Annotated in this window: 30 protein-coding genes and 1 pseudogene; 15 read left to right on the top strand and 16 right to left on the bottom strand. The window is 73.6% G+C overall.

Translation table 11 applies throughout. From position 1 onward, the window contains the following. Positions 1–4 precede the first annotated feature (4 nt). Positions 5–469, top strand: coding sequence for a hypothetical protein (locus tag AB0L59_RS08485; protein WP_365580974.1), 465 nt, complete (start codon positions 5–7; stop codon positions 467–469). Positions 470–480: 11 nt separating this feature from the next. On the opposite strand, the gene AB0L59_RS08480 is transcribed toward AB0L59_RS08485, so the two are convergent. After that, positions 481–885: a helix-turn-helix domain-containing protein gene (locus AB0L59_RS08480; protein WP_365580839.1), complete on the bottom strand. Its 405-nt coding sequence runs from the start codon at positions 883–885 to the stop codon at positions 481–483. 135 nt (positions 886–1,020) lie between these two features. On the opposite strand from AB0L59_RS08480, the gene AB0L59_RS08475 reads away from it, so the two are divergent. The 5 genes from AB0L59_RS08475 to AB0L59_RS08455 all read left to right on the top strand — a co-directional run bounded on the left by AB0L59_RS08475 (position 1,021) and on the right by AB0L59_RS08455 (position 5,992). Next, the gene (locus tag AB0L59_RS08475; RefSeq protein WP_365580836.1) at positions 1,021–1,911 is read left to right on the top strand and encodes an NADP-dependent oxidoreductase; all 891 of its coding nucleotides are present in this window, start codon (positions 1,021–1,023) and stop codon (positions 1,909–1,911) included. Positions 1,912–2,048: 137 nt separating this feature from the next. Then, positions 2,049–3,137: an LLM class flavin-dependent oxidoreductase gene (locus tag AB0L59_RS08470; protein ID WP_365580833.1), complete on the top strand. Its 1,089-nt coding sequence runs from the start codon at positions 2,049–2,051 to the stop codon at positions 3,135–3,137. Next, positions 3,134–3,730 carry an FMN reductase gene (locus AB0L59_RS08465; protein ID WP_365580831.1) on the top strand — a complete coding sequence of 199 codons (597 nt, stop codon included), beginning with the start codon at positions 3,134–3,136 and terminating at the stop codon, positions 3,728–3,730. Before AB0L59_RS08470 ends, AB0L59_RS08465 begins: the two co-directional genes overlap by 4 nt. A gap of 117 nt (positions 3,731–3,847) precedes the next feature. Next, the gene (locus AB0L59_RS08460; RefSeq protein WP_365580828.1) at positions 3,848–4,582 is read left to right on the top strand and encodes a response regulator transcription factor; all 735 of its coding nucleotides are present in this window, start codon (positions 3,848–3,850) and stop codon (positions 4,580–4,582) included. Continuing rightward, positions 4,583–5,992 carry a HAMP domain-containing sensor histidine kinase gene (locus AB0L59_RS08455; RefSeq protein ID WP_365580825.1) on the top strand — a complete coding sequence of 470 codons (1,410 nt, stop codon included), beginning with the start codon at positions 4,583–4,585 and terminating at the stop codon, positions 5,990–5,992. Between the two features lie 451 nt (positions 5,993–6,443). Here the strand turns inward: AB0L59_RS08455 and AB0L59_RS08450 are convergent, their stop codons facing one another. After that, entirely contained in the window at positions 6,444–7,322 is an 879-nt protein-coding gene (locus tag AB0L59_RS08450; protein WP_365580822.1) for an alpha/beta hydrolase, read from the bottom strand. Positions 7,323–7,433: 111 nt separating this feature from the next. Here AB0L59_RS08450 and AB0L59_RS08445 point away from each other — a divergent pair, with 111 nt between their 5' ends. Continuing rightward, the gene (locus AB0L59_RS08445) at positions 7,434–9,371 is read left to right on the top strand and encodes an AfsR/SARP family transcriptional regulator (RefSeq protein ID WP_365580820.1); all 1,938 of its coding nucleotides are present in this window, start codon (positions 7,434–7,436) and stop codon (positions 9,369–9,371) included. Positions 9,372–9,722: 351 nt separating this feature from the next. On the opposite strand, the gene AB0L59_RS08440 is transcribed toward AB0L59_RS08445, so the two are convergent. Both AB0L59_RS08440 and AB0L59_RS08435 read right to left on the bottom strand, forming a co-directional pair. Continuing rightward, the gene (locus AB0L59_RS08440; RefSeq protein WP_365580818.1) at positions 9,723–11,552 is read right to left on the bottom strand and encodes a phosphatidylglycerol lysyltransferase domain-containing protein; all 1,830 of its coding nucleotides are present in this window, start codon (positions 11,550–11,552) and stop codon (positions 9,723–9,725) included. Between the two features lie 148 nt (positions 11,553–11,700). Continuing rightward, entirely contained in the window at positions 11,701–11,976 is a 276-nt protein-coding gene (locus AB0L59_RS08435; protein WP_365580816.1) for a hypothetical protein, read from the bottom strand. 89 nt (positions 11,977–12,065) lie between these two features. Here AB0L59_RS08435 and AB0L59_RS08430 point away from each other — a divergent pair, with 89 nt between their 5' ends. Together AB0L59_RS08430 and AB0L59_RS08425 are read left to right on the top strand one after the other, a co-directional pair. Then, complete coding sequence (locus tag AB0L59_RS08430; RefSeq protein WP_365580814.1) at positions 12,066–12,674, top strand: M55 family metallopeptidase; 609 nt, start codon at positions 12,066–12,068, stop codon at positions 12,672–12,674. Between the two features lie 38 nt (positions 12,675–12,712). Further along, entirely contained in the window at positions 12,713–12,895 is a 183-nt protein-coding gene (locus tag AB0L59_RS08425) for a hypothetical protein (protein ID WP_365580811.1), read from the top strand. Here AB0L59_RS08425 and AB0L59_RS08420 read toward each other — a convergent pair. Then, the gene (locus tag AB0L59_RS08420; protein ID WP_365580808.1) at positions 12,892–13,485 is read right to left on the bottom strand and encodes a TetR/AcrR family transcriptional regulator; all 594 of its coding nucleotides are present in this window, start codon (positions 13,483–13,485) and stop codon (positions 12,892–12,894) included. The two genes, AB0L59_RS08425 and AB0L59_RS08420, sit on opposite strands and share 4 nt — an antisense overlap. Before the next feature lie 78 nt (positions 13,486–13,563). On the opposite strand from AB0L59_RS08420, the gene AB0L59_RS08415 reads away from it, so the two are divergent. Next, positions 13,564–14,409, top strand: coding sequence for an NAD(P)H-binding protein (locus AB0L59_RS08415; RefSeq protein WP_365580805.1), 846 nt, complete (start codon positions 13,564–13,566; stop codon positions 14,407–14,409). Between the two features lie 57 nt (positions 14,410–14,466). Here AB0L59_RS08415 and AB0L59_RS08410 read toward each other — a convergent pair whose 3' ends face one another. After that, positions 14,467–15,087, bottom strand: coding sequence for an ABATE domain-containing protein (locus tag AB0L59_RS08410; protein WP_365580803.1), 621 nt, complete (start codon positions 15,085–15,087; stop codon positions 14,467–14,469). A gap of 88 nt (positions 15,088–15,175) precedes the next feature. Here AB0L59_RS08410 and AB0L59_RS08405 point away from each other — a divergent pair, with 88 nt between their 5' ends. Beyond that, positions 15,176–15,958 (top strand): MBL fold metallo-hydrolase, encoded by a 783-nt coding sequence (locus AB0L59_RS08405; protein ID WP_365580801.1) that lies wholly within the window; start codon positions 15,176–15,178, stop codon positions 15,956–15,958. Positions 15,959–15,986: 28 nt separating this feature from the next. Here AB0L59_RS08405 and AB0L59_RS08400 read toward each other — a convergent pair whose 3' ends face one another. After that, entirely contained in the window at positions 15,987–16,601 is a 615-nt protein-coding gene (locus AB0L59_RS08400; protein ID WP_365580799.1) for a TetR/AcrR family transcriptional regulator C-terminal domain-containing protein, read from the bottom strand. A gap of 87 nt (positions 16,602–16,688) precedes the next feature. Between AB0L59_RS08400 and AB0L59_RS08395 the strand changes: the two genes are divergently transcribed. Next, on the top strand, positions 16,689–17,288 hold the full coding sequence (locus AB0L59_RS08395) for a peroxiredoxin-like family protein (protein ID WP_365580796.1): 600 nt from the start codon (positions 16,689–16,691) through the stop codon (positions 17,286–17,288). Positions 17,289–17,702: 414 nt separating this feature from the next. On the opposite strand, the gene AB0L59_RS08390 is transcribed toward AB0L59_RS08395, so the two are convergent. Further along, positions 17,703–18,602, bottom strand: coding sequence for a LysR family transcriptional regulator (locus tag AB0L59_RS08390; protein WP_365580794.1), 900 nt, complete (start codon positions 18,600–18,602; stop codon positions 17,703–17,705). 78 nt (positions 18,603–18,680) lie between these two features. Here AB0L59_RS08390 and AB0L59_RS08385 point away from each other — a divergent pair, with 78 nt between their 5' ends. Both AB0L59_RS08385 and AB0L59_RS08380 read left to right on the top strand, forming a co-directional pair. Next, the gene (locus AB0L59_RS08385; RefSeq protein WP_365580791.1) at positions 18,681–19,706 is read left to right on the top strand and encodes an EamA family transporter; all 1,026 of its coding nucleotides are present in this window, start codon (positions 18,681–18,683) and stop codon (positions 19,704–19,706) included. Continuing rightward, positions 19,615–20,214, top strand: a pseudogene (locus AB0L59_RS08380) (NAD(P)H-binding protein); the annotation flags it as partial. The gene AB0L59_RS08385 and the pseudogene AB0L59_RS08380, both read left to right, overlap by 92 nt. Before the next feature lie 160 nt (positions 20,215–20,374). Here the strand turns inward: AB0L59_RS08380 and AB0L59_RS08375 are convergent. From AB0L59_RS08375 to AB0L59_RS08365, 3 genes are all read right to left on the bottom strand, one after another. Then, positions 20,375–21,577 carry an SPFH domain-containing protein gene (locus AB0L59_RS08375; protein ID WP_365580788.1) on the bottom strand — a complete coding sequence of 401 codons (1,203 nt, stop codon included), beginning with the start codon at positions 21,575–21,577 and terminating at the stop codon, positions 20,375–20,377. 10 nt (positions 21,578–21,587) lie between these two features. Continuing rightward, complete coding sequence (locus AB0L59_RS08370) at positions 21,588–21,839, bottom strand: hypothetical protein (protein ID WP_365580785.1); 252 nt, start codon at positions 21,837–21,839, stop codon at positions 21,588–21,590. A 74-nt stretch (positions 21,840–21,913) separates the two neighbouring features. Continuing rightward, complete coding sequence (locus AB0L59_RS08365; RefSeq protein WP_365580782.1) at positions 21,914–22,180, bottom strand: SHOCT domain-containing protein; 267 nt, start codon at positions 22,178–22,180, stop codon at positions 21,914–21,916. 667 nt (positions 22,181–22,847) lie between these two features. Here AB0L59_RS08365 and AB0L59_RS08360 point away from each other — a divergent pair. Beyond that, positions 22,848–23,567, top strand: a complete 720-nt coding sequence (locus AB0L59_RS08360) for an alpha/beta hydrolase (RefSeq protein WP_365580779.1) — start codon at positions 22,848–22,850, stop codon at positions 23,565–23,567. Positions 23,568–23,784: 217 nt separating this feature from the next. Here AB0L59_RS08360 and AB0L59_RS08355 read toward each other — a convergent pair whose 3' ends face one another. From AB0L59_RS08355 to AB0L59_RS08335, 5 genes are all read right to left on the bottom strand, one after another. Then, the gene (locus AB0L59_RS08355) at positions 23,785–24,390 is read right to left on the bottom strand and encodes an alkaline shock response membrane anchor protein AmaP (RefSeq protein ID WP_365580777.1); all 606 of its coding nucleotides are present in this window, start codon (positions 24,388–24,390) and stop codon (positions 23,785–23,787) included. A 30-nt stretch (positions 24,391–24,420) separates the two neighbouring features. Next, positions 24,421–25,107 (bottom strand): DUF6286 domain-containing protein, encoded by a 687-nt coding sequence (locus AB0L59_RS08350; protein ID WP_365580775.1) that lies wholly within the window; start codon positions 25,105–25,107, stop codon positions 24,421–24,423. A 52-nt stretch (positions 25,108–25,159) separates the two neighbouring features. Next, on the bottom strand, positions 25,160–25,567 hold the full coding sequence (locus tag AB0L59_RS08345; RefSeq protein ID WP_365580773.1) for an Asp23/Gls24 family envelope stress response protein: 408 nt from the start codon (positions 25,565–25,567) through the stop codon (positions 25,160–25,162). Continuing rightward, positions 25,564–25,734, bottom strand: a complete 171-nt coding sequence (locus AB0L59_RS08340; protein ID WP_365580976.1) for a hypothetical protein — start codon at positions 25,732–25,734, stop codon at positions 25,564–25,566. The genes AB0L59_RS08345 and AB0L59_RS08340 overlap by 4 nt, the downstream gene beginning before the upstream one ends. Before the next feature lie 73 nt (positions 25,735–25,807). Continuing rightward, positions 25,808–26,293, bottom strand: coding sequence for an Asp23/Gls24 family envelope stress response protein (locus tag AB0L59_RS08335; protein ID WP_365580973.1), 486 nt, complete (start codon positions 26,291–26,293; stop codon positions 25,808–25,810). Positions 26,294–26,310 lie beyond the last annotated feature (17 nt).

Raw genomic sequence — 26,310 nt, 5'->3', positions numbered from 1 at the left:
GCGGATGTGGACGTGGGTGGTGGCCGGGGCCTTGTCCGGTGTGGCCTGGCTGCCGGGGGCCGCCGTGGCCGTTCCGGCCCTCGGGGCCGAGGCTGACCTGGCCTTCCACGGGACGGCGGTGATGAACGGCGACCGGGTGGAGGTGAAGCTGACCCCGCGCAACAACGGTCCGGCCGCCGTGGCGGACGGGACCGTGCGGTTGCGCTGGTCGGCGGCGCTGGCGGAGGAGCAGCAGTGGCCGGCGCGGTGTGCCCGGGAGGACGAGCGGACCGTGGTGTGCGGGACGGGCGCGCTGACGGCGAACGCGGTGGGCGAGCAGCTGGACGTGCCGGTGCGGCTCAGGGACAGGCCGTCGGAGGTCACCCTGCAGATCGAGACGGTGTGGGGCGGCGGCACGACGGACAAGGACCACTCGAACGATCAGCTGAAGGTGCTGGTCCTGGACACCGGGGACGCGTACGCGTTCTGAGGTGCCGCTGCTCAGCCGGGGTTCTGGGCGTCGTAGCGCTCGCGGGCCTCGCGTACCTCCTCGAAGTGGGTCTCCGCCCATGCCTTCACGGCGGTCAGCAGTCCGGCGAGGCCGGAGCCGAGCGGGGTGAGCGCGTAGTCGACGCGGACCGGGACGGAGGGGGTGACGGTGCGGCTGACGATGCCGTCCCGTTCGAGGGTGCGCAGCGTCTGGGTGAGCATCTTGGGGCTGACCCCGGCGATCTTGCGGGCGAGGTCGCTGTAGCGCCGGGGGCCGGCGGCCAGGGCGGCGACGACGAGGCTGACCCACTTGTCGCTGAGCCGGCCGAGGAGCTGGTTGGTGGGGCACTCGCGCAGGAAGGCGTCGTACTCGGCGCGGGCCTGTGCGCGGCGCTGGTCGGCGGTCATGGTCGCCATGGGCCCTCTCCTTGGAGTCTGCTACGCACTCTCAGGTAACTACTTACCATTCGATAGTAGCTCTCCTACGGTTGGTGTCGCGGCCGGAAGGTGCCGCGGGAATCATCAACCGCCTTGTGCTGGGGGAGAGTTGTCATGCGTGCTGCTGTGGTGCGGACGTTCGGCGGGCCGGAGTGCGTGGAGATCGCGGAGGTGCCGGTGCCCGAGCCGGGTGCGCGGCAGGTGCGGATCAAGGTGGCCGCGGGTGCGCTGAACCCGGTGGACGCGGCGGTGCGCGCCGGCGTCTTCGGCGGGGCCGGCAAGACCCTGGGGCTCGGCTGGGACGTGGCCGGCACCGTGGACGCGGTGGGCGCGCCCGCCGCCTGGGAGGCCGGGGATCCGGTGGTGGCGCTGGTGCCGGGTGTGGCGGACCCGCTGGGTGCGCACGCCGAGTACGTCGTGGTGGACGCCGGCGCGGTGGCGAAGGCGCCCGCGTCCGTGGACGCGGCTCACGCGGGCACCCTGCCGCTGAACGGGCTGACCGCGCTGCAGGCCCTGGATCTGCTGGGGCTCGCGCCGGGCGAGAGGCTGCTGGTGACCGGTGCGGCGGGTGCGGTCGGCGGGTTCGCGGTGCAACTGGCCGCGCACCGGGGGATCGAGGTGACCGGCCACGCCCGGGCGGGCGACGAGGAGCTGGTGCGCTCGCTGGGAGCCGCGCACTTCACGGTGGACGGGGTCGGGCCGCGGAGTGTGGACGGGGTGCTGGACGCCGCCGTGCTGGGGGCGCCCGCGCTGGAGTGGGTGCGGGACGGGGGTGCGTTCGTGGCGGTCCGTGACGGGGTGCTGCCCGAGGCGGAGCGGGGGGTGCGCGCGGAGAACGTGTGGGTGCGGGCCGACGGGGCGCAGCTCGCGGAGCTGGTCCGGCTGGTGGACGAGGGGGTGCTGACGCTGCGGGTGGCGGAGGCGTTCGCCCTGGCGGAGGCGGCGAAGGCGCATGCTCGGCTCGCGGAGGGCGGGACGCGGGGGCGGCTGGTGCTGGTGCCCTGAGGGCCGCACGCCCACCCGCACCGTGCGCCCCGGGGCGCCCGGAACGCGCCCCCGGAAGGGGGCCCGGAATAACCCGGCCAGGGGGACGGTTTCGAGAGGTATAGTTGAACCGTCAACCACTTGAAGGGTGAGCGACCATGCAGTTCGGGATCTTCACGGTCGGCGACGTCACGCGGGACCCCACCACGGGGCGTACGCCGACCGAGGCGGAGCGCATCAAGGCCATGGTCGCCATCGCGCTGAAGGCCGAGGAGGTCGGCCTGGACGTCTTCGCCACCGGCGAGCACCACAATCCGCCGTTCGTGCCGTCGTCCCCGACCACGATGCTCGGCCATGTGGCGGCCCGGACGGAGAACCTGATCCTCTCCACGTCCACCACCCTGATCACCACCAACGACCCGGTGAAGATCGCGGAGGACTTCGCGATGCTCCAGCACCTGGCCGACGGGCGCGTCGATCTGATGATGGGCCGCGGCAACACCGGGCCGGTCTACCCCTGGTTCGGCCAGGACATCCGGCAGGGCATCAACCTCGCCATCGAGAACTACGCCCTGCTGCGCCGGCTGTGGCGCGAGGACGTCGTCGACTGGGAGGGGAAGTTCCGCACCCCGCTGCAGGGCTTCACCTCCACCCCGCGCCCGCTGGACGGCGTACCGCCGTTCGTCTGGCACGGCTCCATCCGCTCCCCGGAGATCGCCGAGCAGGCGGCGTACTACGGCGACGGCTTCTTCCACAACAACATCTTCTGGCCGGCCGACCACACCAAGCGGATGGTCGAGTTCTACCGGAAGCGGTTCGCGCACTACGGGCACGGCGCGCCGGAGCAGGCGATCGTCGGCCTGGGCGGCCAGGTGTTCATGCGGAGGAACTCGCAGGACGCGGTGCGCGAGTTCCGCCCGTACTTCGACAACGCCCCGGTCTACGGCCACGGGCCCTCGCTGGAGGAGTTCACCGAGCAGACCCCGCTGACCGTGGGCTCCCCGCAGCAGGTGATCGAGAAGACGCTGTCCTTCCGCGAGTACGCGGGCGACTACCAGCGCCAGCTGTTCCTGATGGACCACGCGGGACTGCCGCTGAAGACCGTACTGGAGCAGATCGACATGCTCGGCGAGGAGGTCGTGCCCGTGCTGCGCAAGGAGTTCGCGAACGGCCGCCCGGCGAACGTGCCGGAGGCGCCGACCCACCAGTCCCTGCTCGCCGCCGCACAGAAGGAGAAGGCCGCATGAAGCTCGTCGTCGTGTCCGCGGGACTGAGCGTCCCGTCCTCCACCCGGCTGCTGGCCGACCGGCTCGCCACCGCCGTGGCGCGGCAGGCCGAGGTGGACGTGGAGGTGGTCGAGCTGCGGGACCTCGCCGTCGAGATCGCGCACAACCTCACCAACGGGTTCGCCGGGAAGGCGCTCGCCGCCGCGCAGGACGCGGTGGCGGGGGCCGACGGGCTGATCGTGGTCACGCCGGTGTTCAGCGCGTCGTACAGCGGGCTGTTCAAGTCGTTCTTCGACGTGCTGGACAAGGAAGCGCTGGTGGGCAAGCCGGTGCTGATCGCCGCCACCGGGGGCACGTCCCGGCACTCGCTGGTGCTGGAGCACGCGCTGCGGCCGCTGTTCGCCTATCTGCGGGCCGTGGTCGTGCCGACGGGCGTGTACGCCGCTTCGGAGGACTGGGGCGAGGAAGGGCTGCCCGGGCGGATCGAGCGGGCGGCGGGGGAGCTGGCCGGTCTGATGGCGGGGCTGTGGGCGGCCGCGCCGCAACGGGAGGCCGAGCCCCTGGTCGTACCGTTCGAGGAGCAGCTCGCCCGGCTCGGCGCGCAGGCAAGGTGAGAAGACGGTAGGGCGGCCACCCGGGTTGCCCGTGTGACGGTGAGAGGCCGGTAAAAAGGGTGATCGTAGGTCCGCTCGTCCCGTCCGAACCACCGGAGGCCTTGGCAGACTGGGTGCGTGCCCCAGACTGTGCTGCTCGCTGAAGACGATCGTGCCATCCGTCATGCCCTGGAGCGTGCCCTGACCCTGGAAGGGTACGAGGTGACGGCGGTGGCCGACGGCGTCGAGGCGCTGGCTCAGGCCCACAAGACGCCGCCGGACGTCCTCCTGCTCGATGTGATGATGCCGGGGATCGACGGCCTCCAGGTCTGCCGGGTGCTGCGCGCCGAGGGCGACCGCACGCCGATCCTCATGCTGACCGCCCTCGTGGAGACCGCCGACCGCATCGCCGGCCTGGACGCAGGCGCGGACGACTACGTGGTCAAGCCGTTCGACGTCGAGGAGGTCTTCGCGCGGCTGCGGGCCCTGCTCCGCCGTACCAGCCCGGTGCCCGCCGGCAGCGGTGGCGGGGGCGGCGTGGACAACGGCGGCCGCGAGCCGCAGATCTCCGACCGGCAGGTGGAGGCCGCCGGCATCCGCATGGACCTCCAGGCCCGCCGGGCCTGGCGCGGCAAGCGGGAGCTGGAGCTGACCCGCACCGAGTTCGAGCTGCTGGAACTGCTGGTCCGCAACGCGGGCATCGTGCTCGACCACTCCACGATCTACGACCGGATCTGGGGCTACGACTTCGGCCCCGGCTCCAAGAACCTCGCCGTGTACGTCGGCTACCTGCGCCGCAAGCTCGACGAGCCCGGCGCCCCGCAGCTGATCCACACGGTGCGGGGCGTGGGTTACGTGCTCCGGGAGGACTAGGTGGGCCGCCTGCGGCGGCTGCTGGCCCCCGGCCGGCCCAAGCTGGTCTCCCTGCGCACCACCTTCGCCGTCTCCTTCGCGGCGGTCACCGCCGCCGTCACCATCCTCGTCGGCATCCTGTCCTACGGCAGCGCCGCCCGGCTGGTCCGCGTCGACCAGCAGTCGGTGTTCACGCAGGTCGTGCAGGACGTCCGGGACGAGGTGCGACAGCACGAGATGGTCCCGGAGGACTTCTCCTCCTCCCGCCCCGGGCACGACCTGGTCCGGCCCGCCCGCACCGACGTGCAGGTGCTGGGCGCGCAGGGCCAGATCGTGGACCACGGCAACCCGAGTCTGCCGGTCACCTCCCGGGACAAGGCCATGGCGCTCGCGACGACGGCCGGGAAGGTCGTCGAGCACAAGGACGTACCGGTGGAAGGGGACCTGTTCCGTATCGCCACCGTCTCGCTCGGCGACGGGCGGGGCGCCGTCCAGGTGGCGCAGGAGTTCAGCGACACCGAGGACCTGCTGCGGACGCTGCAGCAGCGCACGCTGATCCTGATGGCGGCGGTCGTGGTGGCGGCCGGCCTGTTCGGCTGGTGGCTGGCCCGGCGGATCACCCGGCGCCTGGTCGTCCTCACCTCCGCCGCCGAGGACGTGGCCCGCACCCGGCAGCTGGGCATCGAGGTGCCGGTGGCCGGGCTGGACGAGGTGGGGCGCCTCGGCCGCGCCTTCGACCGGATGCTCGGCCGGCTCGCCCAGTCCGAGGAGGACCAGCGGCGCCTGGTCCAGGACGCGGGCCACGAACTGCGCACCCCGCTGACGTCCCTGCGCACCAACATCTCCCTCCTCCGCCGCATCGACGAGCTGCCCCCCGCCACCCGGGACGAACTCGTCGCCGACCTCGGCCAGGAGGCGCGGGAGCTGACCGACCTGGTCAACGAGCTGGTCGACCTCGCCGCCGGGCAGTCCGACACCGAGCCGCCGCAGCGGGTGGACCTCGCCGACATCGCCGAGGAGGTCGTGGGGCTGGCCAAACGCCGTACCGGACGGGAGATCGTGCTGCGCACCAGCGGTGACACCGTGACCGACGGGCGGCCCGGGATGCTGCAGCGGGCCATGTCCAACCTGGTGGAGAACGCGGCCAAGTTCGACCGGGCCGGGAAGGCGCCGATCGAGGTCAACATCACCGGGCCGGCGCGGTCGGGGACCGTGCGGGTGGAGGTGCTGGACCGGGGGCCGGGCATCGCCGAGGGCGACCTCATCCGCATCTTCGACCGCTTCTACCGGGCGGCGGACGCGCGGTCCCTGCCGGGATCGGGTCTCGGCCTGTCCATCGTCCGCGAGGTCGCCATGGCCCACGGCGGAGCACCGTTCGCCTTCCGGCGCGAGGGCGGGGGAGCGGTGATCGGTTTCACCGTGGGCGGGTGAGGGCCACCGAGCGCGGGTGCGGGGTGGGCGAGGGGCGTCTCTGGCCTGGGTCGCGCCGGATCGCCGTGGCCGGGGACACGCACCACGTACTGCCCTCCTGCGGGACGTGCTCGCCGAGGCCGGCCCTACGTACCGGCCCTTCGGGCGGGCCGGGTTGATCGACGCGGTGGTGCGCGGGGTGCCGGGGCTGGTGTGCGCAGGGCCGCCGTTTCCGTGGATGGAGACGGCGCAGCGGCGCGGGACGGCCCCGGGGTGGGGTGGCTGGACGCGACCGCCGAGCAGGAGGCCGTTCCCCTCGGCTCCCCGGCGCCCGCCCGGCCAGACCGTGGCGATCTTCTTCAGGTCGACCTTGCTGCAGGCCCCTCTCGCCGCGTGAAGAGGACGCTGATCGCCGAAAACCCGGCGCTCGCCGACCGACCGTGGCCCAGCCGACGAGCCGACGACAAAAGGCTCAGCGGGCCAGCAGGTCCTGGATCGCCGCCGCGATCTCGTTGGGTGCCTCCTCGGCCATGAAGTGCCCCGCTCGGGTCAGCCGGTGGTCCAGGTCCGCCGCCCACGCCTTCCACACCCCGGCGGCGTCGTAGCCCAGCTGCGCGCCCCAGTCCCGCTGGACGACCGTCACGGGCATGGCCAGCTGCGACCCGGCGTCCAGGTCCGCCTGGTCGTGCACGACGTCGATGTCCGCCGAGGCCCGGTAGTCCGCGACGATCGACGTCACTGCCGCGGCGCTCGCGCGGAGGTATTCGGCACGCACGTCCTCGGGCATGGCGGTCGGGTCGTTGGCCCAGGCGTCGAGGAACGAGCCGAAGAACGCGTCCGCGCTGCCTGCGATCATCGCCTCCGGCAGGCCCGGCGGCTGTGCCATCAGGAAGAGGTGGTAGGCGACCGCCGCCGAGACGCCGTGCAGGACGTTCCACATGTCGAGCGTCGGCACGATGTCGAGGATGCCCAGGTGCGTGATGGTCTCAGGGTGGTCCAACCCCGCCCGGAAGGCGACCAGGGCGCCCCGGTCGTGGCCGACGAGGGCAAACCGCTCGTGGCCGAGCGCCGCCGCCAGGGACAGGACGTCGGCGGCCATGGTGCGCTTGGCGTACACATCGGGGGCGGTGGCCGCCGGCTTGTCGCTGGCGCCGTAGCCCCGCAGGTCAGGGCAGATCACCGTGTGCTCGTCGGCGAGCCGCTCGGCGACGTGTCGCCACATCAGGTGGGTCTGGGGAAAGCCGTGCAACAGCACGACCGGGCTGCCGCTGCCGCCGACAGCCGCAGCCAGTTCCACACCGTCCGCACCCGGCAGGCGGATGTGATCGAAGCCGGGAAGGGTGAGCGTCATGAGGGACCGTCCTTGCGGTCGGGGATGTGACTGGATCAGCGTGGACGACGTCGATCAGCAGCCGATCAGTACGGTTGGGCGCGGCCGGCCCCCGGCACGGAGGATGGGGGCATGCGAATCGACGTGCTCGGTGCGGTGCGGGCCCTCGGCGACGACGGCAGCCCGGTTGACCTGGGGGGACCCCGCCATCGTGAGGTACTCGCCCGGCTCGTCGCCGCCGAGGGGCGGATGGTCACCACCGACACCCTTGTCGATGACCTGTGGACCGATCCGCCTGCCCGCGCCGTGGGCGCTTTGCGTACGTTCGTCGCCGCGCTGCGCCGCGCTCTCGAACCCGACCGGCCGCCCCGCAACCCGCCGCGCGTCATCGTCACCGAAGGTCCCGGCTACGCGCTGCGTCTGCCACGCGAGGACGTGGATGTCCATCGGTTCCAGGACACCCTGGCCCGAGCCCGGCGCAACGCCGACGCGGTGACCGACCTCGGCGCGGCACTCGCGGCCTGGCGCGGCCCCGCCTACGCCGATGTGACCGGCTCCGCATGGGCGCAGCGCGAGCGGACCCGGCTGGAGGAATTGAGGTTGGAGGGGGTGGAACTGCGCGCCGGCATCCTCCTCGGCTCCGGGGCAGGGGCTGATCTCGTCGCCGAACTGGGCGCCCATGCCGCCGAACACCCGTGGCGCGAGCCGGCCTGGGAGCTGCTTGCCCGCGCGCTCCACCGCGCGGGCCGCCAGGCCGACGCGCTTGCCGCTCTCCGCCACGCCCGCACGATGCTCGTCGACCAGCTCGGACTCGACCCCGGTGCCGGCCTCCAGCGCCTGGAGACGGACATCCTCAACGGGGCCACACCCCTCGAAGGAGCAAGCACCGCGTGGACCGGCCCCGGTACCCGGCTCGGCCCGCGCACCACGGTGGACCTGGCCCGTACCCTCGCGCTGGCGGGCGGCGACGCCCTCGTCCGCTCGCGGTGCGACCGCCTCGCCGCCATCCAGGCGGCGGAACGCACGGGAGACCTCACCCTGACCGCCCGGATCATCGGCGCCTACGACGTGCCCGCCATCTGGAGCCGGGCCGACGACCCGGAGCAGTCCCGCGCCGTCGTCGCGGCTGCCGAGCGCACGCTCACCGCACTCGCCCCCGACGCCCCCGCCGACCTACGCGCCCGCCTCCTGGCCACGGTCGCAGTCGAGAGCCGCAGCGCCGATCTGTCCGCGACCGAGCTGAAGCGTGCGCAGCAGGCGGCGCGTCAGGCCGAGGAGCTGGCACGGGACCTGCCCGATCCCGCTCTGCTGGCCTTCGCCCTCAACGGGGTGTTCCTTCAGTCCTTCACCCGCCCCGGACTGGCGGCAGTACGGGACAGGACCGGCGCCGAGATCCTCGACCTGGCCGACCGGCACGAGCTGCCGAACTTCGCCGTCCTCGGCCGATTCGTCCGGCTGCAATCCGCCTCGGCCCTCGGCGACCTCGACGCCGCCACCTCGCACGCCCATGCAGCCGACCAGCTCGCCGCCACCACCGAAGCGCCCCTCGTCTCCGTCCTCACCGCGTGGTTCAGGGCCCGGGCCATGGCCGCCCGCAGCACCGAACCCGGCGGGCCGGCAGCGGCCGAGGTCGCAGCGCACTACCGCGCTGCCGAGGAAGCCCTCCAGACGGCCGGAATGGCGGGGCTGCACCGCGGCCTGTTCCCGCTCGCCCTCCTGGGACTGCGCCTGCTGCACGACCGGCCCGCGCCCACTGACCCGCACCTCGACTGGGGCCCGTACCGACCCTGGGCGCGACCCCTCGTGCTCCTCGCCCAGGACCGGGGCGAGGAGGCCCGTTCCGCGCTCGCCGCGGTGCCCGAACCGCCGCGTGACCACATGCAGGAGGCCATGTGGTGCCTGACCGCCCGCGCCGCCGTACGCCTCGGCGAGCGCAAAATCGCCGCAGACGCCGAGGCTGCTCTGCGTGATGCCTGTACAGAACACGCCGGCGCTGCCAGCGGCATGCTGACCCTGGGCCCGGTGGCACGGTACCTGGCGGAGGCGGAGGCATGCGTCGGAGCGGGGTGAGCGGCCGCAAGCGTTCGCGCAGGGCGCCGCGGTGGGCGACAGCCCCGGTGGTCTGCTGTCAACTGCGCCGAGGGGCCCAGCGGGCCGTCGGCAACCGCTTGGTGATGAAGCCGCAGGCCGTCGTTCGCAGAACCCTCTCGAAACCCGTATGTCGTGCGAGACAGTTCTGACGGACCGCCGCGGTGGACCTGACGTCCGATCAAGCCGCAAACGCGGTAGAACGAAATGACTGTCCGAAGTGTGAAGTCCCGGCCGGCAGCGCCTGCCGCACCCGGAGCGGGAAGTGCGCGACGAAGCAGCACACCGCCCGGGTCGTCCGGGGCAGCCCTACGACCCCGTCCGGGGCAGCCCCTACGACTCCGTCCGGCCACCCATCCCCGGCAACGTGAGGAAGCCCTCCGCCCGGGCGGAAGCCAGGCCGATCCTCGGGATGTCGCTGGACTTCGCGAACAGCAGGAAGCGCGGCTCCCACACCGGGCGGTACTTGGCGTTGGCCCGGTACAGGGACTCGATCTGCCACCAGCGTGAGAAGAAGGTGAGGGTCGAGCGCCACAGGCGCAGGACCGGGCCCGCGCCCAGGCGGGCGCCGCGTTCGAAGACCGAGCGGAACATCGCGAAGTTCAGCGACACCCGCTGGATGCCCAACTCCTTCGCGTGCAACAGCAGTTCCACGACCATGTACTCCATCAGGCCGTTCTCGCAGTCGCGGTCGCGGCGCATGAGGTCCAGGGAGAGGCCGTGCTCGCCCCAGGGGACGAAGCTGAGCAGGGCGCGCGGTTCGTCGTTCGCGTCGCGGCACTCCAGCATCACGCAGCGGCCGTCGGCGGGGTCGCCGAGGCGGCCGAGGGCCATGGAGAAGCCGCGTTCGGTGGCGCCGTCGCGCCAGTGGTCGGCGCGGTCGACCAGCAGGGCCATCTCGTCGGCGGGGATGTCCTCGTGGCGGCGGATGCGGACGGTGTAGCCGGCCCGCTTGACCCGGTTGTGGGCCTGGCGGACCACGCGCATGGCACGGCCCTCGAGGGTGAAGTCGGCGATGTCGACGATCGCTTCGTCGCCGAGTTCGAGGGCGTCCAGCCCGTGCCGGGCGTAGATCGTGCCGGCCTCCTCGCTCGCGCCCATGACGGCGGGGGTCCACGCGTGCCGGCGGGCCTCGCTGAGCCAGGCGTCGATGGCACCGGGCCAGGCCTCGGGATCGCCGATGGGGTCGCCGGAGGCGAGGGAGACCGCCCCGACGACGCGGTAGGTGACGGCGGCCTTGCCGGTGGGGGAGAAGATGGCGGCCTTGTCGCGGCGGAGCGCGAAGTAGCCGAGGGAGTCGCGGGCGCCGTGCTTGGCGAGCAGGACGCGCAGCTGCTCCTCGTCCCCCGGGCTGAGCAGCCGGCGGCCGCGCGGAGAGCGGAAGCAGGCGTACAGGACCAGGCAGAAGGCGGCCGCGAGCAGGAGGTTGATGATGATGTCGACCCAGCGGGGCGCGTGCACGGAGTCGACCTGGTCGGCGAGCGGGCCGACGCTGATGCCGCGCAGCAGGGTGTAGGCGAGCTCTTCGAACAGCGGGGCGTGCGGCAGCTTGTTGGTGGCGTGCACGAGCAGCGTGCCGACGCCGCCGGTCACCAGGACACCGCCCACGCCGACGGCCAGCGCCAGCTTCGGGCTGGACGGGTCGCCGATGGCGTTGAACTCACGGCGGCCGATCAGCAGCGCGACGACGAAGAGACCGGTGAGGGCGGTGGAGACCCAGTTGAAGGCGTGGTCGCGGAACGGGTGCTGGGTGAGCGCGAGGACGTAGAGCACGAACAGGGGGCCCGCGCACAGCAGGTTGACCACCCACGCGGCCCGCTTGCCGCGGCGCATCACCAGCGCCAGGAAGATCGCCGCAGCGGCGGAGACCAGGCCCGCGGTGGCCAGGTACGGGGTGAAGAACTGGCCGGCGTGGTGCACGTGGGCGTGCACGTGGCGGGCGGTGAAGAGCTTGCCGTCGTTGTGCTCCCGGACCTCTTTGCGGAACGGCAGCGACATGACCGCGATGATGTTGAAGACGGCGATCAGCCGCAGGTACCACACGGTGGCCGAGGCCGCCCGGGCACGCAGGCGGGGGCTGGGCAGGGGCAGCCGGGGTGCGCGACGGGGACCGCGCTGGGCGGGAACCTGCGGGGAGGTCACGGTCTGCTGCTGAGCGGGCATGGTGACTGGTCACCTTGGGAGAGGGGGACGGAACAGCCCCGGTCGGGGCAAGCTGACCCTACAGCTTGTAGGGTAGTCCGCCGGGCGGACTACGGGAGAGGAGCGTACCGGGATCCGCTCTTACCCGATCCTTCCCGTGCCGCCCCTCTTACCCGGCCTTACCGCGTCCTTTCCCGGCCGCCGCCAGATGCCAGGCCAGGTTGCCCACCGCCGCACCGGCCGCGACGACGGCGACGATCACCCCGCCGGTCGCGAGGCCGTCGCTGAACAGGTGCGGGCGCCGGTCGAGGCTGTGCAGCCCGAAGCCGCACAGCTCGTACACGCCGACGGCGGCGACGAGGAGGCTGACGACCAGCAGGGTCAGCGTCGGCGCCAGGGTACGCGCGCAGACCTCGCCGCCGGCCTCCGTGTCCGTGTCCTGCATGCATCCCCCGGTGAACAGATATGTGAACAGCCCTGCGGCCGCTGGCGATTGGGAACCTACAATACGTAGGGTCGGCTAGCGTCGACGCCGTGCGCATCTACATCAGCGTGGACATGGAAGGCGTCACCGGGCTCGTCGACGCCGAGGACGTCCAGCCGGGCGGCCGGGACTACGAGCGTGGCCGCTCCATGATGGCCGAGGACGTGAACGCGGCCGTGCGGGGCGCGCTGGCGGCCGGCGCCGCCGACATCCTGGTCAACGACGCGCACGGACCGATGCGCAACCTGCTGCCCGAGGCGCTGCACCCGGCCGTCCGGCTGGTGCGCGGCAAGCCCAAGCAGATGGGCATGCTGGAGGGTCTGACCGGCGAGTACGACGCGGCGCTGTGTGTCGGGTACCACTCCCGGGCGGGTGCCCCGGGCGTGCTCAGCCACAGCTTCATGGGCCACGAGATCGAGGACATGTGGCTGGACGGCCGGCCCGTGGGGGAGATCGGTCTCGCCCATGCCACGGCGGCGGCGCTGGGCGTGCCGGTGGTGGCCCTCACGGGTGACGACGTGGCGTGCGCCGAGATGACGGCGTGGGACGCCTCGGTCGTCACGGTGCCCGTGAAGTACGCGCACGACCGGTTCGCGGCCGAGCTGCGCCCGGAGGCGGAGGCGTGGAGGGCCGTCGAGGCCGGGGTCGCGGCGGCCTGACCCCGGCCCCGCCGCGCCCCTGCGCCTCCGCCGCCGACGTGACCCTCACCGTCCGCTGGCAGTCCGCCTCCGTCGCCGCCACCCTCCTCGGTATCCCGGGTGTGACGGCCGACGACAGTCGCACGATCCGGGCGACCGGCGCACTTCCGGCCCTGTACCGGCAGTTCGGGGTGTGGCTGCGGGTGGCCGCCTCGCTCACGCACCAGCGGCCGTACTGCTAGGCCCCGGCCGGGAGGGAGTCGAGCCAGCGCAGCAGGCGGGTTCCCTCACGGGTCATGACGTCCGGGTCGCGCAGGGCGTTGGCCAGCAGGGACATGCCCTGGTACGTGGAGACGAGGGTGAGGGCCAGGTCGTCCGGGTCGGGCAGCCCCAGCTCGCGGAACTGCTGCGCCGCCCAGTCCAGCAGCCGCCGGATCACCGCGCCGGCCTCCGCGTCGAGGGTGCCCTCAGCGCGCTTGTCGAGTTCGACGGCCAGGGTGCCGGTGGGGCAGCCGTGGCGGGCGGCGATGTCGCGCCGGTCGATCCACGCTTCGATCAGCCCCTTGAGGCGGTCGCGCGGGTCGGCGAGCCGCTCCAGCCGGCCGGTGAGCTCGTCCAGGTGGGCGCGGTGTTCCGAGAGCGCGGCCTGGACCAGCTCGTCCTTGGTCTTGAAGTAGTAGTACACGTTCCCGACCGGGACGTCGGCCTCCCGCGCGATGTCGGCGAGGGTGGTGCGTTCGACCCCCTGCACGTGCAGGACCCGCGCCGCCGCCGCCGTGAGCCGTTGCCGCTTCTGTGAGGCCCGCGCCCGCCGATTCACTGAGTTGGTCACCCAACTGACTATAGACAACCCCGTAAGGCGGCGTGTTAGATCTAAGTGAGTCAACTAACTAACTGGATGGGGGTCGCAATGATCACAGTGACGGGCGCAACCGGCAACGTCGGGCGGGCGCTGGTGGAACTGCTGGCCGGAGCGGGCGAGGAGGTCGTGGCCGTGTCGCGGCGGACGCAGCCCGCGCGTGCCGTGCAAGGCGTCCGCTGGGCCCGGGCCGACGTCGGGGACGCCGCGAGCATGCGGCCCGCCCTCGCCGGGGCCCGCGCCCTGTTCCTCCTGCTGGGCGGCGAGCTCAACATCCGCGGCGAGCGCCCGGACGCCCTGCTGGAGGCGGCCGTGGACGCCGGGGTCGAGCAGGTCGTCCTGATCTCCTCGCAGGCCGGCGCCACCCGCCCCGACGCGCCGGCGCACGCCCGGCTGCGCGCGTGCGAGGCGGCGGTGCGCGCCTCCGGGCGGAACTTCACCGTCCTGCGCCCCGGCGGCTTCGCCTCCAACGCCTTCGCCTGGGCCGAGACGGTCCGCACCAAGCGCACGGTCTTCGCCCCGTTCGGTGACGTGGCGCTGCCCGTCGTCGACCCGGCGGACATCGCGGCGGTCGCCGCGGCCGTACTGGGCGAGGGCGGGCACGCGGGCCGCACGTACGAGCTGACCGGCCCGGAGCCGATCAGCTCGCGCGGGCAGGCCGCGGCCCTCTCCGCGGCCCTGGGTGAGGAGGTGGCCTTCGTGGAGCTGTCACGCGAGGACGCGCATGCTCACATGGCGAGGTTCATGCCGGAGGAGATCGTGCGCGGCACGCTGGACGTCCTCGGCGCCCCGCTGCCGGCCGAAGTGAGGGTCAGCCCCGACGTGGAGACCGTCCTGCACCGCCCGGCCCGCCCCTTTGGCGAGTGGGCCGCGCGCAACCTGCCGGCGTTCCAGTAGGACCCGGGCGCACTCCCGGGCCGGGGGAGCGGTGCGGGCGGTGTCCGCGCCCGCGGCTCAGTCGCCCTCCGTCCGCCCCGTGCGGCGGGCGTAGGCGCGGGCCGCACGGGCGCGGTCGCCGCAGCGGGTGGAGCACCAGTGGCGGCGGCCGTGGCGGAGCAGATACCGGTTGCAGGGGGCGGAGCCGCAGGCGGTGAGGCGGTCGGCGTCGGGGCCGGTGAGCAGGTCGGCGGCGTCGGCGGCGAGGACGGCCAGAGCGTGCTCGACGATCTGGGTGGCGGGGTGGGCGGAGGCGCGGTGCAGGCCGCGCTCGGGCGACCAGTGCAGCAGGGAGGCGGCCGGGGCGAGGCTGAGGGCCTCGTTGACGGCGGCGAGGGCGTCGGCGGGCGCGGGGCGGCCCTCGGCGCGGGACGCGAGCAGTGCGCGGAGGTGTTCGCGCAGCGACCGCAGCCGGCCGGCGCACGTCTCGCGAAGGCCCGCGCCGGCCGGCGCGAGCCCCCGCTCCACCAGCCAGCGCTCCGCGGCGGCGGGCGTGTCCAGCAACTCCGCCCGCTGTCCGCCGGGCAGCGCGATCGCGCTGTTGGCCAGGTCGAGGGCGGGGTGCTGGGCGGCGCCGGGAGCGGGCGGCAGGGCCGGCGCGGCGCTCTCCTCGACGGGGGCGGGGGTCGCAGGGCTCACGGCTGTCATGGTACGGCTTGTCGGCATCCGTGAGAAAGAGGTACGGTCTCTCACGGATGAACTTCCTTCTGTCCGTGAGGAGACCGTCATGGCCGCCCTTTCCGACCCTCTCGGCGATTCCGGCGAGCGGATACCCGTCCACGTGCTCGGCGGCCCCACCGTCCTCATCGAGTACGGCGGACTCCGCTTCCTCACCGACCCCACCTTCGACGACCCCGGCGACTACCCCTCGCCCAGCGGCCGCACCCTCACCAAGACCGCCCCACCCCGCGTCGGCCCCGCCGAACTCGGCCCCGTGGACGTCGTCCTGCTCTCGCACGACCAGCACGCCGACAACCTCGACCACTCCGGCCGGGCCCTGCTCGCCGCCACCCCGCGCACCTTCACGACACCCGCGGCGGCCGGCCGGCTGGGCGGCGGCGCCGAACCGCTCACCCCCTGGCAGTCCGTCGACCTGGTCCGCCCCGACGGCGGCACGGTCACCGTGACCGCCGCCCCGGCCCTGCACGGGCCGAAGGGCTCCGAGCCGCTCGTCGGCGAGGTCACCGGCTTCCTGCTGACCTCCGCCGATCTGCCGAGCGTCTACGTCAGCGGCGACAACGCCTCCCTGGAGCTCGTCCAGGAGATCGCCGACCGGTACGCCCCGGTCGACACCGCCGTCCTCTTCGCCGGGGCGCCCCGCATGCCCGTCCTCGACGACGCCCTCCTCGTCCTCGACGGCAAGGGAACGGCCACCGCCGCCCGTCTCCTCGCCGCCCGCCGCGTGGTCCCGGCCCACTGCGACAGCTGGGCCCACTTCACCGAGACCCGCGAGGACGTGGTGAAGGCGTTCGAGGAGGCGGGGCTGGCGGACCGGCTCCGGCTGGACTGACCGCCGTACCGCCGAAGGGCCGGGAGCCTCAGGCCTCCAGGCCGCGCAGAAACACCGCGAGACCGCCGAAGAACTCCTGGTCGGCGTCGACTCGTCGGGCGTGCGCCGCGGTCTCCGCCATGAGCGGGAACTCCTCCGGTGCCAGGGCGGAGATGGCCGCCGTGCCCTCGCCCGCCAGGGAGCCGAGCTGCGCCAGTTGCAGCGCGCCGTTGACCTGGGCGACCAGCCCGCGCAGGGCCACGACCCGGCGCTCGCCCTCGAAGCCCGCGCCCGTGAGGATGCCGAGCACCGTCTCCGACCAGCGCAGCACGGCGCGGGAGTGGTGCCGGTGGGCGACCGACAGGGGGATCACCGAGGGGTGCGCGCTCAGGGCGTCCCGCAGCCGCCGCACCATGATCTCCACGCGCTCGCGCCACGGCAGGTCCGCCGACGGCGCCCCGGTGTCGACCGCGCCGAGTGCGAACTCCACGACCAGCCGCTCCAGTTCGTCGCGGTCGGCCACGTACCGGTAGAGCGCCATCGTGCTCATGCCGAGCTCCTTGGCCACCGTGCGCATGGACAGCCCCGCCAGTCCGTCACGGTCGAGGACGGCGAGTGCGGCCGAGGCGAGCCGGTCGGGGGTGAGGGAGCGGGGTCGAGGCATGGCGCTTGACAGCGTACGGCATACGCTTACGCTCGTAGGTGTATGGCGTACGCCTACGTCGGTGCTGCACGAGGGAGGCACAAGTCGATGTACAAGTCCGCGCCCCGCAAGCCCTTCGGTCCCGGCTCGCGGGTCGGTCCCCGCGAGCTCACCCCCGTCTCCGGCCCGCCGGTCCCCGTGCCCGACCCGGTCCGGCTGGTCCATCTGCAGTTCCGCCGGTTCGCCGGCTGCCCGGTCTGCAATCTGCATCTGCGGTCCGTCGTACGGCGGCACGCGGAGATCGAGGCGGCCGGCATCCGGGAGGTAGTCGTCTTCCACTCGCCCCCCGAGGAGCTGCGGGAGCACACGGCGGACCTGCCGTTCGCCGTCGTGGCCGATCCGGACAAGCGGCTCTACGCCGAGTTCGGCGTGGAGCCGGCGCCCCGGGCGCTGCTGGACCCGCGGGTGTGGGGGCCGATCCTGCGTGCGGTGGCGCGCACTACCTGGGCGATCCTGCGCGGGCGGGAGCGCGGGCCGGCGTCCCGTCCGGCCGGCGGCCGCCTCGGACTGCCCGCCGATTTCCTCATCACCGCCGACGGCAGCGTGCTCGCCGCGAAGTACGGCGAGCACGCGTACGACCAGTGGGCGGTGGACGAGTTGCTGAGGCTGGCGCGCACGGCACGACGAGACGGTGCGGCCCGCGCCTGACGGGCGCCCTTCCGTGTCGCGGAGGAGCGGGGGCGGCTCCGCCGTGTGGGCGCGATCGGCCGACGCGCCCGCAGCGCACCCACCGGGACGTCCGCCGCCCAAGGAACACCCCACTGGCCGGCGTGCCGAGCGCGACCAGGGCCGCGCACGCCCGGCCACACCCCCGAGCCGCGTCGCCCTGTACGAGGAGCGCACCGGCGCGCTGTCCACCGGCGACGCGCTCCACGAGGGCGACCTCATCGACCGACCTGCCCGATTCGGCTCCGGCCGCCTACCGCCGGAGCCTCGCGCGCCTCACGGACCCGGACGTCGCGGTCGTCCTGCCCGGCCACGGCTGTCCCTTCGGTCCCGGCCGGTCGCGTGAGCCGGCCGACGCCTACGTGCGCCGCCCGTTCCGCGTGCCGCCAGGGCCTACTAGGACCGTGGTGACGGCGGCCTGACCCCGAGGACGTCGAGCATCGCGCGGGTGGCCGGGCTGGGGTTGAAGCGGCTCCAGGCCAGGTATTCCAGGCGGCGCGGCCCGTCGGCCACCGGGACCAGGGCCAGTCGGGGATCGGCCTCGGCCAGCGGGCGGATGAACGCCTGCGGCAGGAGTGCGATGCCGAGCCCGCGCGCGGCCAGTTGGACGATGAGCTCCACGACACCCGCCTCGTACGCCACGTCCCGGACCAGACCCGCCGCCGAGAACGCCCGGTCGGACTGGGCGCGGGCGGGCGTCCCGGCGACGAAGTCCACGAACGTCTCGTCGGCGATCTCCGCCAGGGTGATCCGGGAGGCGCCCGCCAGCCGGTGCCCGGCCGGCACCACCAGTACATGCCGGTCGTGATCGAGGACGATGGTCTCCAGACCGGCCGGCCGCTCGCCCTCCGGCAGGCCGAGGAAGGCGATGTCCAGCTCCCCGGCGCGGATCGCCGCCGCCAGCTCGTCGCTGCGTCCGGACCGCAGGACGACCCGGACGTCGGGATGCCGGGCGCGGTAGCGCTGCAGCACCTCCGGTACGTCGACGGCGGCCGTGGTCACGATCACGCCGACGGCCAGCCGCCCGCGCACCACACCGGTCGCGGCCGCGGCGTCGGCCACCGCGCGGTCGGCGGCGGCCAGGCACTCGCGTGCGCCCACGAGGAAAGCGGCGCCCGCGCCGGTCAGTTCGACCCGGCGGCTCGACCGGGCGAAGAGACGGGCGCCCACCTCGCGTTCCAGCGCGGCGATCCGGTGGCTCAGCGCGGACTGCACCACCTGACAGCGCTCCGCGGCACGGGTGAAGTTGAGGGTGTCGGCGACGGCGACGACGTAGCGCAGTTGCTGGAGATCCACGCATTCATCGTGGTCATTCATGGCTGCGATGACAACCATGCTTTGGAATCATGGCTGGGCGGGCCGAGACTCCCCCCCATGCATCGGAACAAGGCGCAGGCGACGACCGTCCTGCTGACCGCGCTCGCTCCCGCGTCCTGGGGCACCACCTATGTGGTGACCACGCGGCTGCTCCCGCCCGGGCATCCGCTGTTCGCGGGCCTGATGCGGGCCCTGCCCGCCGGGCTGCTCGCGCTGGCGATCACCCGGGTGCTGCCACGCGGGGAGTGGTGGTGGAAGACCGCCGTCCTCGGCGTGCTCAACATCGGCGCCATGCCCCTGCTGTTCGTGGCAGCCGAACGGCTCCCCGGGGGCGTCGCCGCCACCCTCGGCGCAGCCCAGCCGCTGCTGGTCGCCGGTCTCGGCCTCGCGGCGCTGCACGACCGGCCCACCCTCTGGCGGCTGACCTGGGCCGTGCTCGGCGTGCTCGGCGTCGGCCTGGTCGTGCTCGGGCCGCAGGCCCGGCTGGACGCCGTCGGGGTGCTCGCCGGCCTCGGCCATACGACCACCATGGCCTGCGGGGTCGTCCTCACCAAGCGCTGGGGCCGGCCCGCGGGCGTCGGCCCGCTGACCCTGGCCGGCTGGCAACTGACCGTCGGTGGACTGCTGTTGCTGCCCCTCACCCTGGCCGTCGAGGGGGTGCCGCAGCGGATCGACGCGGGCGCCGCCGGCGGCTACCTGTGGCTCGGCAGCATGGGCGGACTCATCGCGTACGCGCTGTGGTTCCGCGGGATCGGCAGGCTGCCGGTCGCCGCGTCCGCACCGCTGGTGCTGCTGTCCCCGCTGGTCGCGACGGTCATCGGGATCGCCCAGGGCGAGTCGCTGAGCCCGCCGCAGACCGTGGGCTTCGCCCTGGCGCTGACCGCGTTGCTGGCCGCGCAACTCGGCCCGGCCGCAGGGAAGAACACCGAAACCGAGGAGAGGACGCCCGATGACGCAGCAGATGACGATCGCCGTGCTGGGGGCGACCGGGATGGTCGGCCGCCGGGTGGTCACGGAGGCGAGCCGGCGCGGACACCGCGTGTCGGCGTGGTCGCGGAAACCGCCGGCGAGCGACGACCCTGACGTGACGCCGGTCGCCGTGGACGCGACCGACCCGCACGCCGTACGGGAGGCACTTGCCGCTTCCGTCGCCGACGCCGTCGTCCTGACCGTGCGCACCTTCCCGGCCGACGAGGACTTCCTGGTCACCGCCACCCGTACGGTGCTCGACGCCGCGGCCCGCCTCGGGATCCGTGTCCTCGTGGTCGGCGGCGCCGGCGCCCTGCGCAGCCCCGGCGCCCCGGACCTGCCGGTCGCCGACAACCCCGCGTACGTGCCCGCCGCGTGGCGGGCCGTGGCCACCGCCGGAGTCGCCCGGCTGCGGACCTGCCCGGCCCACGCCGGCGCCGGCCGGGTCTACCTGAGCCCACCTGCCCTGCTGGAGCCCGGCGGACGCACCGGCCGCTACCGGCGCGGCACCGACACCCTGCTGACGGATGCCGATGGCCGGTCATGGATCAGCGCCGAGGACCTGGCAGTCGCGGTGCTGGACGAGCTGGAGCGTCCCGGGCCGAACCGTCACATCACGGTCGTGGGGCACGCCCGGGGCGCGGGGCCGTCCCTGGAACGCGGCTGCCGTCGCGATGGCCGTCCTCCCCCGGGTTCGAGCGAAGCCGAGAACTCGGGGAGTGACCGGCCACGACGGCGCGGCAGACGAAGCACGGCCCGGCCCGGCCGGGCCGGCGGAGCGCCTAGTCGACGTCCACCGGACCGTCGTCCGACCGCTGCTCCCGGCCCGAGCGCAGCTGGAGCAGGCCGTTGCCGTCGGTCCTGTTGCCCTGGGGGGTGCCCTGGGTGCCCTGGCCGTCCTTGTCCTGGCCGCCCAGGTTCTGCCGGACCGAGTCGAGGATCGTCAGACCCTGGGACACCAGGCCGGCGGCGATCTCGCCGAGGCCGTCCGCGCCGTTCAGGACGTTGACGTTGGCGCCGGCCAGTCCGCCCGCGGCCTCCTTCACGATCTGCGGGAGCTGGTCGATCAGCATCCGGTCCAGCGCGACCCGGTCGTAGGAGGCCGCGGCCTCCGCCTGGATCTTCATGCGCTGGGCCTCGGCGGCGGCGAGGATCCTGACCCGCTCGGCCTCGGCCTCGGCGGGCTTGACCACCTCGGCCACCAGCTGCTGCTGGCGCAACTGGGCCTGACGCTGGGCCAGTTCCGTCTGGGCGTCCAGCACCTCCTGCTGGGCGTGCGCCTGCGCCAGCGGGCCGGCCTGCGCGGCCTGCGCCTGGGCGCGGTCCACCTGGGCCGAGTACTCGGCCTTGACGATGGCGGTCTGCCGCGCGTATTCGGCCTGCTTGCGGGCCGCCTCCTGCTCCGCCTCGACCGAGGCCTGGGTGGCCTGGGCCTGGGCGATCTGGGCCTGCCGCTGGATGGCCGCCTTGTGCGGCGCGGACATCGCGTCGATGTAGCCGGTGTCGCCGTCGTCGATCGACTGGATCTGCAGCGAGTCGACGATCAGGCCGATCTTCGCCATCTCCGTCTTGGACGTGTCCAGTACTTCGGCGGCGAGCTTCTGGCGCTCGGTGACGATCTCCTCGACCGTCATCGAGCCGATGATGGCCCGCAGATGGCCGGCGAAGATCCGGCCGGTCAGCACCGACATCTGGTCCTGGTCGGAGAGGAACCGCTGACCGGCGTTGATGATGCTCTCGGCGTCGTTGCCGACCTTGAAGGCGATGACGGCGCGGACGTGCAGGGCGATGCCCTGCCTGGTCACACAGGTCTCGGTGACCTCGGCCTCGCACATCGCAAGGGAAAGGAAGCGGGTCTTGCGGAAGAACGGGACCACGAACTTGCCGTGCCCCGTCACCACTCGGAACGGCGCGCCCCCCAGTCCCCGCCGGCCCCCCGAGATCAACATCGCCTCGTCGGGAGCGGGAACGCGGTATCCGAACATGCTCAACTCCTCAGCCTGCGCCGGCGGCCTCTCCACCGAGCGCGTCCAATGGATCCACCCACTCGATGACGCCGACTTCGCGGCATCCCCGTGATTCGATCACGAGGACCGTGGCGCCCGCGGGCAGGGGATCCTCGGACCATGCCAGGAACGTCTCGGAGCCGCCCCTGACCCGCACCAGCACCTCACCGGGGCCCGCGGCTCCGCGCGTCCCGATGAGCACCTTGCCCATGCGGCCGACCACGGCCTCGTCCTGCGGCATCACCGGCCGTCCTCCTCGTCCTGGCCTCAGAGTTCAGACGATAGACCCAGCCGGGCCGGGACCCAACGGTGCGGTCACCGTTGCCCCGGCCGGTGGGCGGCCAGGCGTTCGCGCATCTCCGTGTAGGTGTCGGTGTCGATCTCTCCCGAGGCGTAGCGCCGGTCGATGATCTCCTCCGGGGTCTCCCGGTGCTCGCCGCCGTCCCAGCCGTGGCCACGGCGTGCGGTGCCGCCGGACGAGCCGTGCGTCAGGCGGACCACGGCCCACACCGCGAGGCAGATCAGTGCGATCCACAGCAGGGGCATGAAGGCCATCCAGGCCCAGCCGCCGTACCAGTACATCACCGCGCCCTCCTTCACCCGCGAGGTTCGGACAACGCCCGTCACCACCATGGTGGGCCCCGCCGCGCCCCGGTGCCGAGTGGGCCGGCGGGCAGCCGCGCGGCCTGGCCGCGTGCAGGATCTGGAGCCACCGCGGCCCGGCCTCCGCGCGCCGCACCTCCAGGACACCACGGTGGAGGGCGTCGGCGTCCTCCGCCCGCCACAGCATCCTGGTGGCCCAGCGACCCGGGTCTCGCCACAGCGCGAGGCCCGGCCCTGGTCGACGAGTTCGCGCACCCGAGCGCGTGCGCGGCTGCCGGCAGCCGCTCGCGGTCCTCCACCGCCCGTCGGCGGGCCGGAGGGCTGCGGTGCGCAGCGAGAACGGACCACCGGCGGCTTCCCGGGCTGTGTGGTTGGAGCCTGCGGGTTCTGTGCACCTGTCATGCGAACGGCTGTGATTCCGTTGGAACTTCCGGCCGAGCGTGACCGCCTTCGCGGTGGGCCCCGGAGCCTCCGCAGAAACCTGTTGGCGGACCACGGCGACCGCTGCTAGCTTTCCGGAGGCCGTGCCAGAGACGAGGAGGTGGTACCCGTGAACGTATCGACGTGGGTGCTCCCCTCCGGGGTCGCGGTCGGGCGATAGGTCGTCCGGGAGCGCCGTCCAAGCGCACTCCCGAAAGGCACGACCATGCGATTCACTTCCGAACGGCGCCTCGACGACGGCGTCCTCGAGCGCGAATTCACCCTCGGCGAGATCCCCGGCACCTTGTGGACGCCTGGATCCGAACCGGCCCCGCTGATCCTGATGGCCCACAACAACGGCCTGCCCAAGGGGGAATCGCGGCTGGTGGCCCGGGCCCGGCAAGCCGCGGCGTACGGCTACGCGGTGGCCACCATCGACGCAGCCGGGTGCGGCGACCGGCCCCGTTCCGCCGCCGACGAGCAGGCTCGCGCCGACCTCCGCCGGGCGATGCAGGCCGGCGAGCCGGTCGATGAGATCTTCGAGTCCTTCATCGGCCCGCTGGTCGAAAAGGCGGTCCCGGAATGGCGGACCACCCTGGACGCCCTCCTTTCGCTGCCCGGGATCGGCGGCCCGGTCGGGTACTCGGGGTGGACCGCCGTCGGCATTCGGCTGGCGGTGGTCGAGCCGCGCATCGCTGCCGCCGGCCTCTTCGCCGGGGGCTACGTGCCCCGCGCCCAGCGCGAGGAGGCCCGGCAGGTCACCATTCCGCTGCTGTTCCTGCTGCAGTGGGACGACGAAGGGAACCCCCGGCAGCGGGCCCTGGACCTGTTCGACGCCTTCGGCAGCAAGGAGAAGACGCTGCACGCCAATCCGGGCGGGCACACCGGGACCCCGTGGTTCGAGGTGGAGGACGGGAACCGGTTCTTCGGCCGCCACCTGAAGTGAGGCCGGGCCGCCGGGCCGGCGGCAGCGCGCAGGCGGTGTCGGCCGGGCCGGCGGATGCGCAATCGCCCCGATCGCGGCGGTGCCGGCCATAGGCGGTACCGGCCGGTCAATCCGGGGACGCGCCGCCCCGACCGAACGCCCTCGGCGGGGTCTACGACGAGCGCCGGCCCACCTGCGGCCGAGTCGGCGTTGAACACGGGAACGGTCGGTCACTTCCTCACTCCACGCGGTGCGGCTTGTGGCGGACGACGTGTAGGCGGACCTCGGTGGGCATGTCGGGGAGGCCGGTGGACCGACGTGCGGTGCGGAGCGGACCTTCGCAGAGGGCACCGAGAGCGGCGCCGGGCGTGCCCTCGGGGGTGAGGGTGAGCCTGACGCGGGTGCGGTGGTGGGCAGGTCGGCCGGTGATGCGTACGGTCGCCTGGCCGACCCCCGGCAGGGCGCCGGCTTCGGTCGCGATCGCGTCGCTGAGCGCACGGTCGCGAAGGTCGACGCCCTCCTGCGGGGGTGTGCCGCCGACGGGCAGTGAGCCGGGGCGGTGTCGGCTCAGCTGGGTGAGCAGCCACCACAGGGCGAGCAGGGCGGAGACGACGAGGGCGGCGATGACCGCGGGCCACCACCAGCCCTGGCTGCTCCAGCGGGCCCGGTCGGCGGAGCCGAGCAGGACGTCGTCCGGGGTGATCAGGGGCCAGCCCGCGGGCGGGACCAGATCGTGTCGCCGGTAGAGGTCGAGTCCGGGGAAGAGGATCAGCAGCCCGCCGCCGAGCAGAACCAGTCCGGCGAGGGCCAGCAGACTGCGGTTGAGTACGGATCGCGGCGTCATGGTGCGGGCTCCGGTGCTGCGGGTTCTCGGTCAGTCGGTGCGTCGCCGCAGGCGTACGACGATGCGGGGGGGACGGGCGAGGGCCAACCGGTCGCGTTCCTCGTCGAGGACGGCGGTGAGGTCGTCCTTCACCTGCCGGGGGTCGCGGAAGCGGACGTCCGCGCGGGCTCGGATGCGGTGGCGGCCCACCAGGACGCGCGCCGAGCCGACTCCGGGGACCCGCATGGCGGCGTCACGCAGCAGCACGGCGGCCCCGTCGCGGTCCAGAAAGGCCCGCACTCCGGGGCAGCCGGCGGGGGAGCGCAGCGGCAGCCAGCGGCGCTGACCGGGAGTGAGGGCCAGGACCATCAGCCAGACACCGACGGCGGCGGCCACGGCGGCTCCCGTCAGCATCCACACGTCGTCCACGGGGCGGGTGGCCAGCTCGTCGGCCAGATGCCGTCGCCAGGACGCCGCCGGACGTCCCGCCCGTACGGCGATGACGTCGACCAGCGCCGCGACCGTGACCACGAGGATCACCGCGGCGACCAGCGCCGCCGTGATGCGACGCGCGGACCACGTGCGGTGGGCTCGGTGCCCTCCGCCGGGCTCACCGGGTGGGAGGTCCGAGGTGGGCACGGCGCGTTCCGGCGGATCGGGGTCCTTCGTCAGCGGCACGGCGCCACGGTGCGCGGACGACGCGGAGCTGCGGTCCGGAGGTCCGGGATCGGGGGTCATCGCGATCGCCCCTCCTCCACGGCGTGCCCGGCGACCCGGTCCGTGTGGCCGCTCACTGGACCCGCCCCCGGCTCCCGCCGGCGGCGGTCACCAGCCGCCGTACCGTGAGGAGGACCTCTCCCACCCGCAAGCCGGTCAGCTGGGCGACCCGTTCGGCGACGTCCTGCCGGATCCGCTCGCAGACATGGGGGATGTCGGTGGGGTAGGGCAGGTCCATGGTCAGATGCAGGCGCACCGATCCGGTACGGACGGCGGCGGAGGCACTCGGCGTCGCCGGTCCGCCGCGGTCGGGCGGTACGGCGGCGCGCCGCGACTGCGCCGTGCGCGCGGCCTGGGTGGCGATACGGGCGACCACCCTGTCCGGGATGACGGTGGCGCCCCGCTCGGCCGGGGGCGGCAGGCCGGCGGCCGGCGACGGTGGGCCCGGCGCCTCGCCGGGGGAACCGGGCCGGGTCTTCACCGCTGCCTCCGGGTCCGGAGGTCGAGGTCGCCCTGCACGACGAGGCCGACGATCAGCCCCGCCGCACCCAGGACCAGAACCAGCAGGAAGGCCCAGAAGCCGCCGAAGTAACCGGCGAAGCCCAGGGCCATGCCGGCCGCGACGCCCGTGGTTGCTGCGTTCATCATGCACTCACCCGTCTCGCGCAGGTACGTCGCCGTGCGCGCGATCTCCCGCGCCCGTGCGGGGCGCGGCGGCGGATCACCTCACGCGGCCCTCGTCCGGTTCGGCCTCTTGCTCCTCGTCGGGCAGATGGACGTCGTCGACGGCGATGTTCACCTCGACGACCTCCAAGCCCGTCATCCGCTCCACGGCGCTGATCACATTGGTGCGCACGCCGCCGGCCACGTCGACGATGGAGACGCCGTACTCGACGACGACGTCCAGGTCCACCGCGGCCTGACGCTCGCCGACCTCGACCTTCACTCCTCGCGTGACGGCTCCGCCTCCGCCCCCGGGGACGCGTTCCCGCATGGCACCGATGGCGCGGGCCATCCCCGCTCCCAGGCTGTAGATGCCCTCCACCTCGCGGGCGGCCATGCCCGCGATCTTCGCCACCACGCCGTCCGCAATGGTGGTCTTCCCCCGTGTCTCGGCCGGAGCCCCGGCCCCGGTGCGGCCCTTGAGCGCGCTGACGCCCGCCTCGGACCGGTTGCCCCCGCCGACGCTGGTGATGTTGTCCGTCATGGCCGTCGCCTCGATCG

Origin of the sequence: Streptomyces sp. NPDC052109 (assembly GCF_040680195.1) — a bacterium.
Classification (GTDB): domain Bacteria; phylum Actinomycetota; class Actinomycetes; order Streptomycetales; family Streptomycetaceae; genus Streptomyces.
The sequence above is the reverse complement of the archived record's forward strand: the minus strand, read 5'-3'. Positions and strand labels throughout refer to the sequence as shown.

Coding starts and splice junctions, on each gene's coding strand:
- AB0L59_RS08485 (WP_365580974.1), top strand. CDS start 5: ATGTGGACGTGGGTGGTGGCCGGGGCCTTGTCCGGTGTGGCCTGGCTG.
- AB0L59_RS08480 (WP_365580839.1), bottom strand. CDS start 885: ATGGCGACCATGACCGCCGACCAGCGCCGCGCACAGGCCCGCGCCGAG.
- AB0L59_RS08475 (WP_365580836.1), top strand. CDS start 1,021: ATGCGTGCTGCTGTGGTGCGGACGTTCGGCGGGCCGGAGTGCGTGGAG.
- AB0L59_RS08470 (WP_365580833.1), top strand. CDS start 2,049: ATGCAGTTCGGGATCTTCACGGTCGGCGACGTCACGCGGGACCCCACC.
- AB0L59_RS08465 (WP_365580831.1), top strand. CDS start 3,134: ATGAAGCTCGTCGTCGTGTCCGCGGGACTGAGCGTCCCGTCCTCCACC.
- AB0L59_RS08450 (WP_365580822.1), bottom strand. CDS start 7,322: ATGACGCTCACCCTTCCCGGCTTCGATCACATCCGCCTGCCGGGTGCG.
- AB0L59_RS08445 (WP_365580820.1), top strand. CDS start 7,434: ATGCGAATCGACGTGCTCGGTGCGGTGCGGGCCCTCGGCGACGACGGC.
- AB0L59_RS08440 (WP_365580818.1), bottom strand. CDS start 11,552: ATGCCCGCTCAGCAGCAGACCGTGACCTCCCCGCAGGTTCCCGCCCAG.
- AB0L59_RS08435 (WP_365580816.1), bottom strand. CDS start 11,976: ATGCAGGACACGGACACGGAGGCCGGCGGCGAGGTCTGCGCGCGTACC.
- AB0L59_RS08415 (WP_365580805.1), top strand. CDS start 13,564: ATGATCACAGTGACGGGCGCAACCGGCAACGTCGGGCGGGCGCTGGTG.
- AB0L59_RS08405 (WP_365580801.1), top strand. CDS start 15,176: ATGGCCGCCCTTTCCGACCCTCTCGGCGATTCCGGCGAGCGGATACCC.
- AB0L59_RS08400 (WP_365580799.1), bottom strand. CDS start 16,601: ATGCCTCGACCCCGCTCCCTCACCCCCGACCGGCTCGCCTCGGCCGCA.
- AB0L59_RS08395 (WP_365580796.1), top strand. CDS start 16,689: ATGTACAAGTCCGCGCCCCGCAAGCCCTTCGGTCCCGGCTCGCGGGTC.
- AB0L59_RS08385 (WP_365580791.1), top strand. CDS start 18,681: ATGCATCGGAACAAGGCGCAGGCGACGACCGTCCTGCTGACCGCGCTC.
- AB0L59_RS08375 (WP_365580788.1), bottom strand. CDS start 21,577: ATGTTCGGATACCGCGTTCCCGCTCCCGACGAGGCGATGTTGATCTCG.
- AB0L59_RS08370 (WP_365580785.1), bottom strand. CDS start 21,839: ATGCCGCAGGACGAGGCCGTGGTCGGCCGCATGGGCAAGGTGCTCATC.
- AB0L59_RS08365 (WP_365580782.1), bottom strand. CDS start 22,180: ATGTACTGGTACGGCGGCTGGGCCTGGATGGCCTTCATGCCCCTGCTG.
- AB0L59_RS08360 (WP_365580779.1), top strand. CDS start 22,848: ATGCGATTCACTTCCGAACGGCGCCTCGACGACGGCGTCCTCGAGCGC.
- AB0L59_RS08355 (WP_365580777.1), bottom strand. CDS start 24,390: ATGACGCCGCGATCCGTACTCAACCGCAGTCTGCTGGCCCTCGCCGGA.
- AB0L59_RS08350 (WP_365580775.1), bottom strand. CDS start 25,107: ATGACCCCCGATCCCGGACCTCCGGACCGCAGCTCCGCGTCGTCCGCG.
- AB0L59_RS08340 (WP_365580976.1), bottom strand. CDS start 25,734: ATGATGAACGCAGCAACCACGGGCGTCGCGGCCGGCATGGCCCTGGGC.
- AB0L59_RS08335 (WP_365580973.1), bottom strand. CDS start 26,293: ATGACGGACAACATCACCAGCGTCGGCGGGGGCAACCGGTCCGAGGCG.